Origin of the sequence: Prevotella multiformis DSM 16608, assembly GCF_000191065.1 — a bacterium.
Lineage (GTDB): Bacteria > Bacteroidota > Bacteroidia > Bacteroidales > Bacteroidaceae > Prevotella > Prevotella multiformis.
In genome coordinates, this window is record NZ_GL872282.1 from 538,034 (window position 1) to 552,518 (window position 14,485).

Annotated in this window: 8 protein-coding genes; 3 read left to right on the top strand and 5 right to left on the bottom strand. The window is 56.8% G+C overall.

The annotated features are described in order from the left end of the window. The first annotated feature begins 21 nt into the window (after nt 1-21). Nucleotides 22-1,386, top strand: coding sequence for a dihydrolipoyl dehydrogenase (gene lpdA / locus HMPREF9141_RS02290; RefSeq protein WP_007366816.1), 1,365 nt, complete (start codon nt 22-24; stop codon nt 1,384-1,386). An 805-nt stretch (nt 1,387-2,191) separates the two neighbouring features. Then, complete coding sequence (locus HMPREF9141_RS02300) at nt 2,192-2,797, top strand: riboflavin synthase (RefSeq protein ID WP_040554356.1); 606 nt, start codon at nt 2,192-2,194, stop codon at nt 2,795-2,797. A 129-nt stretch (nt 2,798-2,926) separates the two neighbouring features. Here HMPREF9141_RS02300 and HMPREF9141_RS02305 read toward each other — a convergent pair whose 3' ends face one another. The 5 genes from HMPREF9141_RS02305 to HMPREF9141_RS02325 form a co-directional block, all read right to left on the bottom strand. Then, entirely contained in the window at nt 2,927-3,637 is a 711-nt protein-coding gene (locus HMPREF9141_RS02305) for a LytR/AlgR family response regulator transcription factor (RefSeq protein ID WP_007366818.1), read from the bottom strand. Then, nucleotides 3,612-4,685, bottom strand: coding sequence for a sensor histidine kinase (locus tag HMPREF9141_RS02310; protein ID WP_007366819.1), 1,074 nt, complete (start codon nt 4,683-4,685; stop codon nt 3,612-3,614). Before HMPREF9141_RS02310 ends, HMPREF9141_RS02305 begins: the two co-directional genes overlap by 26 nt. A 1,199-nt stretch (nt 4,686-5,884) precedes the next feature. Further along, nucleotides 5,885-8,944, bottom strand: a complete 3,060-nt coding sequence (locus HMPREF9141_RS02315; protein WP_007366822.1) for a glycoside hydrolase family 2 TIM barrel-domain containing protein — start codon at nt 8,942-8,944, stop codon at nt 5,885-5,887. Nucleotides 8,945-9,016: 72 nt separating this feature from the next. Further along, a complete protein-coding gene (locus HMPREF9141_RS02320) occupies nt 9,017-9,994 on the bottom strand; it encodes a FecR family protein (RefSeq protein WP_040554358.1) in 978 nt (325 codons plus the stop codon). Between the two features lie 375 nt (nt 9,995-10,369). Beyond that, nucleotides 10,370-10,894, bottom strand: a complete 525-nt coding sequence (locus HMPREF9141_RS02325; RefSeq protein ID WP_007366825.1) for an RNA polymerase sigma-70 factor — start codon at nt 10,892-10,894, stop codon at nt 10,370-10,372. 253 nt (nt 10,895-11,147) lie between these two features. Here HMPREF9141_RS02325 and HMPREF9141_RS02330 point away from each other — a divergent pair, with 253 nt between their 5' ends. Next, on the top strand, nt 11,148-14,483 hold the full coding sequence (locus tag HMPREF9141_RS02330) for a SusC/RagA family TonB-linked outer membrane protein (RefSeq protein WP_007366826.1): 3,336 nt from the start codon (nt 11,148-11,150) through the stop codon (nt 14,481-14,483). Nucleotides 14,484-14,485: the final 2 nt, after the last annotated feature.

A 14,485-nucleotide genomic window follows, 5' to 3' on the forward strand; every position in this document is an offset into this window, starting at 1 on the left:
CGCTATCAGAAGAGGTATAACATGGAGAAAACAGATCTATTGATAATCGGTTCGGGACCCGGCGGTTACCGGACCGCCTCCTATGCCGTGCAGAACGGCCTGCAGGTAACCATCGTCGAAAAAGGCCAGCCCGGCGGAACCTGCCTCAATGCAGGCTGCATCCCCACCAAGTGTCTCGCTCATGATGCAGAGATGCGGCTTGCCGCCTCCACGCTCTATGCGACAGCTCTCCCACTCGACTTCACAAAGGTCATGGAGCGGAAGGAAGCAGTCGTCGGCCAGCTCCGGGAGGGCGTAAGGGCATTGCTCAGCCAGCCCGGCATCACCTTCCTGAAAGGCGAGGCGCACTTCGTCTCTGCCCATGTGGTCGAAGTAAACGGCGAACAGATCGAGGCGACGAACATCATCATCGCCACCGGATCACGTTCCAAGATGCCGCCATTCCTAAAGGAAGCGGAAATCCAAGAGCAGCCGGCAGATGCACGGCATATCGTCACTTCCACCGGCCTGCTGTCCATCAAGGAAGTGCCACAGCGTCTTACCATCATTGGGGCAGGGGTCATCGGAATGGAGTTCGCCTCCGCATTCGCCGCCTTCGGGAGCGAGGTGACCGTGATCGAGTTCATGAAAGAATGCCTGCCGCCTGTTGACAGTGACATCGCCAAGCGGCTGAGGAAGACGCTGGAGAAGCGCGGGGTCACCTTCTTCATGCAGAGTGCCGTCAAGCAGATCGTTCCGCCTGCCGGCAAGGAACAGCCTGCGGCGACCGTCGTCTTCGACAGGAAAGGCAAGGAGCAGACGGTAGAGACCGACCTTGTACTCATCGCCACCGGACGGCAGCCCAATGTGGAGCAGACCGGTCTGGAGACGGCTGGCATCGGGTTCAGCCCCAAGGGAATCGCTGTCGACGACAACATGGAGACAAATGTGAAAGGCGTCTACGCCATCGGCGATGTCAACGCACGGCAGATGCTGGCGCACGCCGCCACGTTCCAAGGCTTCCGCGCCGTCAACCACATCCTCGGAAAAAAGGACTTCATCCGCCTTGACATCATGCCGGCCGCCATCTTCACCTATCCGGAAGCTGCCTGCGTAGGAAAGACGGAAGACCAGTGCAAAGCCCAGGAAATCAAGTACACCACCCGGAAAGGCTTCTACCGGTCGAACGGCAAAGCACTGAGCATGGGAGAGACTGAGGGAATGGTAAAAGTCCTCGTCGGCGAAGGCGGCGAGATCCTGGGCGGCCATGCCTACGGGGCACACGCCGCCGACCTCATCCAGGAACTGGCGGCACTGATGAACCGCAATGCGACGCTGGAAGAGATACGCGACATCATCCACATCCATCCGACACTGGGCGAAATCCTGCAGGATGCCCTCATCTGAAAAGGAAGAACGCCCGCCCCTGCAACAGAAACAGCGTCAGGCCGCTTCCCGGCAAGAAAAGACAGTCAAGGACGGACCGTAAACATGACGAAACCGTTCCTTTCCGGAGCAGAAACACGAAGACGATCCTCCGAAAACAGAACATTTAAACATGAAATGTTTGGAGGATAAAAATCTTTATACTAACTTTGCACATAGAAAGGATACGGATCCAGTCGTATCGATTCGATCGGGATAGTCATCAAATAAATCAGAAAACCCGAGATGACTTCTTCTGTCAATGGCGGGCCACATAAACCGCATTCCTGCGACTAAGCCGCAAGGCCAGTGGATTACAAAGACGAAGAGCTCTCCTATCATTGATACTCGGACTTTTCATCACATCGTCGGTACGACTTTTCTATTTCCCCTTCCGGAAAGAAAGTGGGATTGAGGTGGGGTTCCCCAAAGGAACTCCACCTTTTTTTGCCCGGCAGACCACAGGCGGTACAGGCTATCGGAAGGATTGGCAGATCCAATTGAAAGCACCTGCAGGTCACATCAGAAAAGAACCGGAAGACCCAGACGGGAATCCGGGCAGGTCACATCAGAAGAAAAGACAGCCCCAGACAGGAGTTCCGGCAGGCCGCAATGTGATGACAGACACCGGCCGGGAAACTCTGCGACAGGCTTCATAAATAAAAACAATAACAACATGCCCTCCTCTTACAGCATCTGCCTGTGCCGGCGGGAAGAAAGACCGACGCCCCCCAACCCAGACAGGACGGAGGCCGGGGAGGACAAAAAAGAAAGGAAACCTACAACCATGTTCTCAGGAATCGTAGAAGAAATGGCGACACTCACCGGAATCGAGCACGAAAAGGAAAACATCCACTTCACCTTCCGCTGCTCATTCGCAGATGCGCTGAAGATCGACCAGAGCATTGCCCACAACGGCGTCTGCCTTACCGTCGTACGCATCAAGGACGGCAGCTATACGGTGACGGCCATGAAAGAGACCCTCGAACGTTCCAATCTGGGACTGCTCAAGGTCGGCGACCGTGTCAATATCGAGCGTTCCATGCTCATGAACGGACGGCTGGACGGGCACATCGTACAGGGGCATGTCGACAGGACCGCCCGATGCGTCCATGTGGAAGATGCGGACGGAAGCACTTATTTCACCTTTGAATACCCTTACAGCCGAGAGATGGCACAACGCGGCTATTTCACCGTCGACAAAGGTTCCGTGACCGTCAACGGTGTCTCGCTCACCGTCTGCGAACCGACCGACAACCGTTTCAAGGTCGCGATCATCCCCTATACCAGAGCGCATACGAACTTTGCCGACATAACCGTCGGAACGGTCGTGAATCTCGAATTCGACATCCTGGGGAAATACATCGCCCGCCTGAACAGCCTGTCGAAATAGCCCGGACGGACTCCACGACAGGACATGGAGAAAAAATGAAAGGACACCTGCTTCCGCACAGCGTTCTCAACGAGAGGCTGTCCGGCGGGCAGGTGTCCTTCATGTGTTATGGCTGGTATGGATTGTCTCTTACAGCGTATGCCCGTCCAGATAGTCCTGAATGGTCGTCTTGTAACTGTCGGAGATCGGCAGGACGGCATCGCCGATGACCACGCGGAAACGGTCGATCCCTTCTATTTTCTTCATGTGGACGATATAGGAGCGGTGAATGCGCATGAACTCCGGCCGGGGCAGCGACTCCTCGATCTTCTTCATGTTCATCAGGCTCATGACCGGTTCACGGCCGTCGGTAAGATAAATCTTGACATAATCTTTCAGCCCCTCGATATAGAGGATGTCGTCGAACATGATCTTCACCAGTTTGTATTCGCTCTTGACAAAGATGAAACGGTCGTCCGAGGCGTTCTCCGACTGCCGTATGCTTCTGAACCATTCCAGTGCCCGGTTGGCACCCGCCAGAAAATCATCATAGCTGACAGGCTTCATGAGATAGTCGATCGCATTGGCCTTGTACCCGTCGACGGCATACTGGCTGAATGCCGTCGTGAAGATGATCTTCGTCTCCTTAGGAAGAATCCTGGCAAATTCAAGCCCGCTGAGTTCAGGCATCTGAATATCTAAAAATATGAGATCGACCCTGTTTTCACGGATGACTTTAATCCCCTCTACCGCACTGTTGAAGACACCTATCAGGTTCAGAAAGAGCGTCTTCTTGGCATAGCTTGCGAGCAGGTCGGCCGCAAGGGGTTCGTCGTCAATGATTATGCAGTTTAGTGTCATAAATAATTATTTTGGATGAATAGATATTTCGTTTACTGTCAAATCCTTTCTCCCATTTGTACTTGCCCGGATAAGCAAGTTCGAGCCTGCGCTCCACCTGCTTGAGCCCGATTCCGTGTCCGTTTCTTTCAGCCTCCCCCCGGGGGTAGTTGCTGTTCTGGATAGAGAAGACAATGCAGCTGCTGTCCGCATCCAAATGGATATGGATGAAGTTCTTGCGTCCCGGACATATCCCGTGCTTGAAGGCGTTTTCCAGAAGCGAGATGAAGATCATCGGAGCGACAAGCACCTGACAGGAGTCCGGGATATGGCAATCACGGGCGATCTCGACATTTTCGGGTATGCGGATCATCATCAGGTCCACGTAATTATGCAGGAACTCCACTTCCTCTTTCAGGTTCACGTAAGGCTGCTGGTAATCGTAGAGGATATGGCGGAGCATCTTCGAAAGGTCGATAATGGCCTTCTGCGCCTTCTCCGTGTCGAATGCCGTCAGCGCATAGATATTGTTCATCGTGTTGAGAAGGAAATGCGGATTCACCTGCTGCCGCAGGTTGACCAGCTCCGCCTTCGTCATGGCCGTCTCCGCCTCCCGCTTCTCCGCTTCCGCCTTCGACAGCCGCTGTGCCATCAGGACAGACGTAGCCGCCCCTGCACAGATACTGAGGTTGAAGAAGTTGCGGATAATGAAGAAAACGTGGGGATTCAAATCCTTCTCCGTGGGCAGCATCTGGTAAGGAAAAGCCACAATCAACCGTTCGTTCCCTATGTGGTAAAGCCACTCATGCTGCGCAATAGACAGCAACAAGATAAGGAGAGCGTTGAGCGTCCAGAACTCTTTCTTGTTTCCTTTCAGCAACATCGGCGAAAGCACGAAATAATTGAGATAGGCCACAATCACCATGGACAACGGAACAAGATACTGTGAAAAGCTGTTCCTCAACGGGCTGATCCCATGAAGGGCGTACATCATAGGAATGAGGAAGAGCGGGAGCCAGATAATGACCTGGTTCCATAAATTCCTGGAAGTATAAATCTGTTTCCTCATTTCTCGCCCTTGTTTGCTTATATCTAATACAAATCTGCAAACAAAGGTAATAAAAGTTTCTGTAAAATAAAATGTATTCTCAAATTATGTGAGTTTTTTTTACATTTACCTGTGTTAAATTATATACAGAAGCCGCACAATTAACTTCTTTTTATACAACAAAGAACGGCAAAGCTTCATGTCAGACCTCCCCGGCACGTCTCTTCCCGTCCGGCAGACTGTCCGCCGGCCGTATTCCTGTCCGCCGCCCTCCTGCCGCAAGACACGGCCGGAGACAGGCAAGAACACGCAACAAAGGAAGATACCCTCCTCTTTTTCCCACCTGCACCATCCACGTACGCTCCTGCAAAAACCGCTCCGAGACGGCAACGGCAGGCCTCCGCATCCTCGGGTATCCACCGTCACAGCCCCCGCACGGGAAGACTGCCCATGCCTGTACGACAGCATCCGGAAGTCTGGCGGAACGTGACCGGAGGGCGACAGGACGCTATGGGAAAGTATTTGACAATTCACCGCCGTCAGGACTCCCTGCAGACGCACGTCCCCGACGGCCGGGAGCCATGTTCCCAACGGTCGGGAACCGCAGTACCAGCGGTTGGGAATCGCAGTACCAGCGGTCGGGAACTACGGTACCTCGCCCCCTTGTAGGCGGCGGACCCGCACCGCTTCGGAAAGCTCCCTGCAGTCTTTCAAACGTCCTTACCGGTAGAAAGCTGTGTCCGCTCGCCTGAAAGGCAGAAATCCCCCAAGGGGTTTTCAGCACCTGCCGACAATGACAGGAATCCCCGTGCGCAACCTCCTCCCAGCTGTCAGCCCCTCATAGAGGCTTTGGAAAAGCAAGCCGTCCCATCCGGCCAAGTACGTCCAGCCTCGGACTTCCACAACAGCCTGTCTCCCTCCGGGCAGCCGATTGCAAGCGTGCGGATCCCCGCCACGGCTGGTATTTACCATCGGCACGGCCGGTGTCGGGCATCGGCAAGCCTGCAGAAGAACAGATGCGTTTCCGGCTCACTGTCATACACCGAACAAGGAAGCAGGATCGCCTTATGCGGAGCATGTTTATGGGACAGCAATACCACCGAGGCTGCCTGCGCAGTCCCTGACAGCCCGGAGGACAACGAAAGAAGCCCCGCCCCTCTCCGTCTGCCGGGTCTGGAGACGAAGAGGAACAGGGCTTGTAGTGTCCTGCCATCCGCTGTCTATCTGGAGACAGCAGGATAGAGGACAAACTCAAAGGTTGTAGATTGTATGGGTACTCTGTACTGCGCTGCTACGCCGGGACCGCAGGTTGCGGTGCCGACACCGCTCTGGTCGGCATCCAGATGGATGGTGAGCAGGCCGTCGCGCGAGAGCTGGTTGATATGGGTGGCACGGTCGATGACAGGGTCGGAGAACGGCACTGCGGAGAACTGGAACGGACTGCGTGCGGCCACCATGAGGCGGTTCTTCGTATCGGAGAACGACGCCCAGCGCACATCGGTACGGTTGCCGGTGGCCTGCGGCTTCACATAATAGTGGAACATCGCCTCCGCCGTCGTCCGGTAACGCCCTATCCGTCCCGCCTGCTTGCGGTCGTTGTAGGTCTCCACATCGCCCCGGCCATAGTATTCCACCTTGCCGAAGGAATCGTTCATACGGAAGGCAAGACCGATGCGGGCCACCGACTTGATTACCGCCGTGTCCGGGGTGAAGGTCGTCCTGACCGCCAATGCGCCGTTCTTCTGCGGCCGGTAGGTAAAGACGGCTCTGCCGATGACATTGCCCTTCCTGCCCAGTATCTCCGTTTCCGCACGTGTCACGTCTTTGCTGCGGACGATTTTCGTCACCCTCTGGCTGATGGAGTCGATCCCCTCCTCACGCCACAGCCTCAGCCCGAACCGGTCGCGACCGTCGTTGTCGGTGGCCGGGCGGTAGAGGCTCAGTGCCATCGGCGTGGCCAGGAACTCCCGGCCCCCACTCTTCAGGGAGAGGAGCGCGCCGGTCTCCGGATCCACCTTGTAGCTGACGTGCTGCTTCTCCCGCGGGAGGAAGACGGTGCAGTCAGGTGCGCTCTTCAGGCAGAACTGGTCGTAAGCCACGGTGTTCTCCCGGGTGAGGATCAGTCCGTCACGGATCGGATGCCACTCCAGGTCCAGGTACAGCTCCCCGGCGGCAGGAGAACAGACGGCAGGAAGAATCACCGTCGTCGTCTCGTGCGGGGCACAGTCCACGTGCTGCGTGCCGTGGGAGAGCGACTTCCCGTTCTCATCCACAATCCGCCAGTCGAGCTGGTATTCGTTGAGATTGGTGAAGTCGAACCAGTTCCTGACCTTTACGGTGATTTCCTTCCCGTGTGCGACCAGTTCGGTCTTGATGTTCTGGTAGACCTTCTTCACCTCCTGCAGATGCGGGTGCGGCGTACGGTCGGCCGCCACCAGACCGTTGCAGCAGAAGTTGCCGAAGCTGGGGACATCCTTCGGGCCGTAGTCGCCGCCGTAGCTCCAGTACCAGTTTCCGTCCTTGTCAATCTCACGGAACGACTGGTCCACCCAGTCCCAGATGCTTCCTCCCTGCAGGACGGGCTCTCTCTCTATCAGGTCCCAGTAGTCCTTCATGCCGCCGCAGCTGTTCCCCATGGCATGGAGATACTCGCACAGAATGTAGGGGCGTGTCGTGTCCGTCCGCTTCGCATAGGCCTCCATGTGGCTCAGCGAGGTGTACATCGGGCAGTATATGTCGGTATTGAAATTCTCCCCGGAGCGTTCGTATTGCAGGGGACGTGTCGCATCCTTCTGTTTCAGCCAGCGGTAGGTATGCTCGAAGTTCGTACCGTTTCCGGCCTCGTTGCCCAGCGACCAGATGATGATGCTCGGGTGGTTCTTGGAACGCTCGTACATCCGCCGTGTCCTGTCCATGTGGGCAGTGAGCCATGTGCTGTCCTTTGCCAGCGACTCCTTCCCATAGCCCATTCCGTGCGACTCGATGTTCGCCTCGTCGATGACGTACAGCCCGTACTTGTCGCAGAGCTGGTACCAGTAAGGGTCATTGACATAATGAGAACAGCGCACGAGGTTGATGTTGTTCTGTTTCATCAGGCGGATGTCCTGCTCCATGAGTTCCTTGCTCACGGTGCGTCCGCGCTCTGAATGTTCATGCCTGTTCACGCCCTTGACGAGGATGGGCACCCCGTTCACGCAGAGCTGCCTGTCCTTTATTTCGACGCTCCTGAATCCCACCTTGCTTCCGGTCTGTTCGGTCACCTTGCCGTTCTTGTCCTTCAATGTGACGAGCAGCGTATAGAGATTCGGATGCTCTGCACTCCACGCCGCGACACCCGGTACCGTCTGCGGGGTGAACTCCGCCGTCCCGCCGCTGTCCTTCGCATGGACCGCCTTCTCCTCCGCCAGGACCTCAGCCCCTCCGGCATCGGTCAGCGCATAGCTTACCGTGGCGTCTCCGCCGCCCTTCACACGTACCGAAAGGCCGAAGCGGCCGTTGTAAGTGCCGTTCTCCTGCCTGTCTACCCCTGCCGAAACATTGTAGTCGGCAATGTACTGCACAGGCGTGGCATAGAGATAGACATCCTGCTCGATGCCGCTCATGCGCCAGAAGTCCTGACACTCGAGGTAAGAACCGGCGCTCCAGCGGTAGACTTCCATCGCAATGACGTTCTCGCCGTCGCGCAGGTAGGGGGTGACCTCCCACTCGGAAGGCATCTTCGACCCCATGTTGCAGCCCACGTACTTCCCGTTGACCCACAGATAGAAGAACGACCTCACACCCTCGCAGCAAAGGACGATGCGCCGTCCTTTCCACGCCGCAGGAACGGTGAATGTACGGCGGTAAGAGCCGACCTCGTTCTCCGCATACGGCACAAGCGGCGGATTCTTCTTGAAGTGGAAGAGCTTGTCATCGAACTCGTAGGTATCATTGACATAGATCGGCAGCCCGTACCCCTGCCGTTCCCAGTTGCCGGGCACGTTGATGTCCGCCCATCCCTGCACCGCATAGTCGGTCTGGTAGAAGTCCTTGGGCCGGCGGTCGGGATTCTTCGTCCAATGGAATTTCCATTTGCCGTCGAGCGTCATGTAATACGCCGAATGTTCGTAACCGCCGGGCTGCTGCAGGTCGTCCACCGAACTGTATGGCTGTACATAGGCGTGCGGCTCGAGTTTGTTCATGCCCGTGCAGTACTGGCTCTGCCACTCCGGGGCGGCGTTCTGTGCCATTGAGCACAAGGGGATAAGTGCTCCCAGGAGGAGCGCGGAAAGTCTTTTCATGTTGATGTCAGGTAATGAAATTTCAGAACAGATTTAGTGAATGAGGGCGGAAAGGGCCGTCTCTCCCGGAGTTCATTCCGAGAGGGCGATTTCCTTTCCGTCAACGGTATAATGGAAAGAAACGGTATAAGAGAGTCCGTCCAGCACGTTTCTGATGTCTTTGCTCTTCTTGATCACGCCGGTATAGGTCTTCCCGTTGTCCAGCCCGGGGGCTACCGTAATCCTGCAGCCGTAGAGCTGTTCCAGGATACGGGCAATTTCCCTGATGCGCATATTGCTGAAAGGAATCATATTGTCGCGCCATACGGCATCGACAGGGGCATAGGTGTTTTCGGTCTTGATGACCTTCACGTCTCTGCTGACAGTGGCTTTCTGGTTGGGATGCAGGACGACCTTCCCCTGTCCGTCCAGTCCCGTCACCTCCAGACGGCCTTCTATCAGACTGATGACACTGGCCTTTCCTCTGCCTTTCGCATTGAAGTTGAAGGTAGTCCCCAGCACTTTCGCCGCCGCCCCTTCGCTGCTTACGATGAAAGGTTTTTCGGGATTCTTCGTGACATGGAACAAGGCCTCTCCTTCCAGTTCCACCTTCCGTTCGTCGCCGTCGAAATGGTCGGCATAACGGATGGCGGCTCCTTTGTTGAGCCATACGGTGGAACGGTCGGGCAGCGTGACTTTCTTCACACCGTCCAGGGCGGCGACCGTAAGGATCTCCACCGACTGGCGGAGATAGGCGAACAGCCCCCCTCCTACCAGCAGGACGGCCGCCAGCACGGCTGCCGCATAGCGCAGGAGGCGGAAAGAACGCCGACGGTCTTTCTGCGACTCGTAGTCCGCTATCCGGGCGAAGAGCCTGTCCTCTGCCGCAGCGGTCTTCTCCCGTGTGGCGAGCGGGTTGGGTTTTCCCAGATGGTAAGCCATCTCCAGTCTGAAGAGTTCCTTGCGGTTCTCCTCCGAGCGTGCCAGCCATTCGGTCAGCCGCACCATCTCCTCGTCTGTCGCCTTGCCGGCGAGATAGTCCTTGAGGGTCTTATCGTTTATATCGTCCATGTTGTTCTTTTTCAACTGAGGTATCTGCTTTTTCTTCCCGCAGCTATTTCCCTGCTGCTTACTCTTATAACAATCCGATACGCCTATTTACGTAAAGGGAAATAATAAAAAATGTTATAGCACCTGCATAGGGACGGAATCCCTGACAGGGGCACGCCACGCTTCTCCGCCCGCCCTGCTTCCGGCCGGCATCCGCCGCCGGTGCCCGTCCTCCGTCCGGACACTCCCTGCACGGAGAAGGACAGGGGCGCAAGGGATGGCCGGTCCGTCCCAGACAGTCGCCGCTTCCCTACCGGCAAGCCAGGGAGCCGGTCTCCGAGGGCTCCACTTCCGGCAGACGGAGGGGACAAAGGGCATTCTGTCCTGTACAGGGGATCATTCTCCGTGCTTCAGTTTCTTCCGCAAGGACTTCAGCGCCTTGTACAGGTGTACCTCCACCGTACGTATCGAAATGCCCAGCTGCTCGGCGATCTCCTTGTTTTTCCTGTCATGTTGATAGCTTAGGATAAAGACTTCACGGCATTTGGCCGGGAGCTCGCCGATGGCATCGTTGATACGTTTCCGCATCTCCAGTCCCTCGATATACCCCATCACATCGTTGTTTTCAGGGTTATAGTACTCCAGCCTGAACTGCGTGAACTTCTTCACGCTGTCGGCATGACTGCTGACAACCGTTCGGTGCTTGAGGAGGTTGAGCGCCCGGGTATAGACCGTCCGATAGAGGAACGCCTTGACATGGCTCTCGTCCTCGATGTCCTCCCTGCGCTTCCACAGTTCCATGAAGGCTTCCTGTACGACATCCTCCGCCTCATCGTCACGGACAAGACGTGCGGCATAGAAGGAAAGAGCGGGGTACGACTCCCGGAATATCTGTCTGAACCTTTGTTCTGATAGTGTCATTATTGATACTTTTTCCTGCCGGCTACGGATGTTGTCAGCATCTGCAGGAGAGCTTCATTGAAGGAATGATGACCTTTTTATGTGACAAAGTTACACTTTTTATACTTGTCAACGGATACGGGGTGGTTAATTTATGTGAAATAAGGAAGCGGCACACCTTATATTAATATAATTGACTATCTTTGTAAAAGTAATCTCATTATTTTAACAGCATGGGGAGAGGGCGATGTGCTGCCCGTTACCCTTGAACAGGATGAAAAGTGACCGTCTGAAAATCAATTCCGGCCTCAGGCTATGCGTGTGCGCCCTTCTGCTGATGCTGGGCGTACAGCGGGCTGCCGCACAGGTGTCGCTGACGACGAACCGCACGGCGTTGAAGACGGTCATCCAGCGCATAAAATCGAAGACCCGCTACCGTTTCTTTTACAGCGACGAGCTGGGCAGGGAGCAGGTGAATGCCGTCTCCATCCGTGACCTGCCGATAGACTTCGTGCTGGACCGCCTCTTCGCCAACACGGGAATCACGTACAGAATCATTGACAACATCATCTATCTGAAAAAAGGGAAGCCGGAAACAGCCGCCCCGGAACGTGCGGCGGCCGCCCGCAAAACGCCGCAGCAACAGGAAGAAAGCCGCAGGAAACCTGCCGTCTACACCTTCCGGGGGCAGATACAGGACGTGGCAGGCAACCCGCTTATCGGTGCGACCGTCACCGTGAAGGGTTCGCCCAGGGTGCACGCCGTCGCCGACCTGGACGGCAGATTCACGCTGGACACCGAGACCCCCTCCCCGCTGCTGACGGTATCCTGCGTAGGCTTCACGTCTGTGGAGAGACGGGGAGAAAGCCGGCACAACCAGCTGTTCGTGCTGAAAGAGAACCCTTACGAACTGGGCAACGTCGTCGTGACGGCAATGGGCATCAGCCGTTCGGGCGCCGCCCTGAGCTACAATGTGAAGCACGTGGAGCAGGAAGAAGTGAACACGGTGCGGACCACCAACCTCGCCAACATCCTGGGCGGAAGGGTGGCGGGAGTCGCCGTCAACGAGTCGGCAGCCGGCATGGGCGGCGCGGCACGCGTGGTGATGCGCGGCCCGAAGTCGCTGGCACAGAGCAACCAGCCGCTTTATGTCATTGACGGGATTCCCGTGAACAACCGCAGCAACGACGACATCAAGAGCGGCATCTACTCCCAGCAGCCCGGCGCAGAGAGCATGGCCGACATCAACCCCGACGACGTGGAGAGCATCTCGGTGCTGACGGGGGCTGCCGCTGCCGCCCTGTACGGCTCTGCCGCCGCACAGGGCGCCGTGATGATCAGGACGAAGTCGGGCAGAACAGGGAAACTCTCCGTAGAGCTGTCGTCGGGAACGCAGTTCCTCTCGCCCTTCATCCTGCCCGAGTTCCAGAACGAATACGGGAACCGCCCCAACGAAATGAAGTCGTGGGGAGCAAAGAATCCGGACGGTTTCGCACGCTATACGCCGGACGACTTCTTCCGCACAGGCGTGAACTTCACCAACAACGCCACCCTGACAACAGGAACGGAACGCAACCAGGTCTACCTCTCCCTGGGCTCGTCAACGGTGAGCGGCATCATCCCCAACAATGACTTCCAGCGGTACAACCTGTCGTTCAAGAATGTCTTTTCGACGCTGAAGGACAGGCTGCGCTTCACCTTTTCCTTCAAGTTCATCAGGGAGAACGACCGCAACATGCTGGCGCAGGGACAGTATTTCAATCCGCTGACCTCCGCCTACCTCTTCCCCCGAGGCGAGCGGTTCGACGCCATCAGGGACTACGAATACTTTGACGCGGCGCGGAACGTCAGCCTGCAGAACTGGAACTATGGCGACGACCTGAAGATGCAGAACCCTTACTGGGTGACCCACCGCATGGTGAAGACGACGAAGCGCAACAGGTACCTCACCGACCTGGGCGTGAAGTACCGGCTGACCGACTGGCTGGCATTCGAGGGACGCTTCCGCCGGGACGAAGCGGCGAACAGGATCGAAGACAAGCGCTACGCCTCCACACTGGACATCTTCGCCCATTCGCCTTACGGATATTACGGCTACTGCAAGGTGAACGACCGGACACGCTATGCGGATTTCATGGCGGATGCCGCCCGCCACTGGGAGGACTTCTCGGTCAAGGCGAATTTCGGAGCCGCCTTCTCCTACACGTCGTATGACGTGACGGGATTCCAGGGAGGACTGAAGGCACCGTCCAACCTCTTCACGCCGAACGCCATCGACTACAGCAAGGTGACGGGAGACAACCGTCCCATCTTCGAACTGACCCGCCACACGGTCAATTCCGTCTTCGGGAGCATGGAGACTGGCTGGAGGGAACGGCTCTTCCTGACACTGACAGGACGCTCCGACTGGGACTCCGCACTCAGCAATACCGCACGGCAGTCGTTCTTCTATCCTTCCGCAGGCCTCTCCGCCATCCTCTCCAGACTGTTCAGGCTGCCACGCTTCGTCAATTACCTGAAGGTCCGCGCCTCATGGGCTTCCGTCGGATCGGCCATCCCGCCCAACATCTCCTCCGCCTGGCGGTATGAGTATGTGCCCTCGACTGGCACTTACCGCACCGTCACCTACAAGTTCCCCGACACCTTCTACCCTGAAAGGACCAACTCGTGGGAGGCCGGCTTCACCGCCCATCTCTTCAAGGAGGCGGTATCGGTGAAGCTGACCGTCTACCAGTCGGATACGAAGAACCAGACCTTCCTCCGTCAGATCACGCTCGGCGGCGCCTACGACCGGGAGTACATCCAGGCCGGAGACGTGCGGAACAGAGGACTGGAAGTGGGACTGGGCTACCAGAAGGCATGGGACAGGCTGCGCTGGACCATGGACATGACGTACAGCATGAACCGCAACCGGATCGTCAGCCTGCTCGACAATCCCAACGAGACCCTGCGGCAAGGCGGGCTGAACGGCTGTGAAGTGATCCTGACACAGGGAGGGACGATGGGCGACCTCTACACCTTCACGGATTACAAACGTGATGCGAAAGGGAACATCCAGCTCAATGCCGACGGACAGGTGATGCAGATGGAACTGCCGTCGCCGAAACTGGCAGGCTCGGTATTGCCCAAGGGACAGCTCGGCCTGAACAACAGGGTCTCATGGCGGGGACTGGAAGCCGGACTGCTGGTGACCGCCCGGCTGGGCGGCATCTGCGTGTCGCAGACGCAGGCCTTCATGGATTCCTACGGTGTCTCCCGGAAGACGGCAGACCTGCGGAACGCCGGCGGAGTCGCCGTCGGCAGCCGGATGATTCCGGTCGAGAAATATTATACCGTGGTGGGAGGCGAGACCCCCATCTGGGATGAATATATCTACAAGGCCACCAACGCACGGATCAAGGAGCTCTACCTGAATTACACGTTCGACAGGCTGATCCGCGGCGCAAAGGTGACGCTGGGCGTCACGGCAAGAAACCTGTGGATGCTTTACTGCAAGGCTCCCTTCGACCCGGAGTCGACCCCTTCGACGGATGTGTACTACCAGGGATTCGATTATTTCATGCAGCCCAGCCAGCGTTCGCTGGGCTTTTATGTCAATGTAAAACTGTAGGC

Excerpts from the sequence above, each read along its gene's own strand:
- lpdA (WP_007366816.1), top strand. The coding sequence starts at position 22 with ATGGAGAAAACAGATCTATTGATAATCGGTTCGGGACCCGGCGGTTAC.
- HMPREF9141_RS02300 (WP_040554356.1), top strand. The coding sequence starts at position 2,192 with ATGTTCTCAGGAATCGTAGAAGAAATGGCGACACTCACCGGAATCGAG.
- HMPREF9141_RS02305 (WP_007366818.1), bottom strand. The coding sequence starts at position 3,637 with ATGACACTAAACTGCATAATCATTGACGACGAACCCCTTGCGGCCGAC.
- HMPREF9141_RS02310 (WP_007366819.1), bottom strand. The coding sequence starts at position 4,685 with ATGAGGAAACAGATTTATACTTCCAGGAATTTATGGAACCAGGTCATT.
- HMPREF9141_RS02315 (WP_007366822.1), bottom strand. The coding sequence starts at position 8,944 with ATGAAAAGACTTTCCGCGCTCCTCCTGGGAGCACTTATCCCCTTGTGC.
- HMPREF9141_RS02320 (WP_040554358.1), bottom strand. The coding sequence starts at position 9,994 with ATGGACGATATAAACGATAAGACCCTCAAGGACTATCTCGCCGGCAAG.
- HMPREF9141_RS02325 (WP_007366825.1), bottom strand. The coding sequence starts at position 10,894 with ATGACACTATCAGAACAAAGGTTCAGACAGATATTCCGGGAGTCGTAC.
- HMPREF9141_RS02330 (WP_007366826.1), top strand. The coding sequence starts at position 11,148 with ATGAAAAGTGACCGTCTGAAAATCAATTCCGGCCTCAGGCTATGCGTG.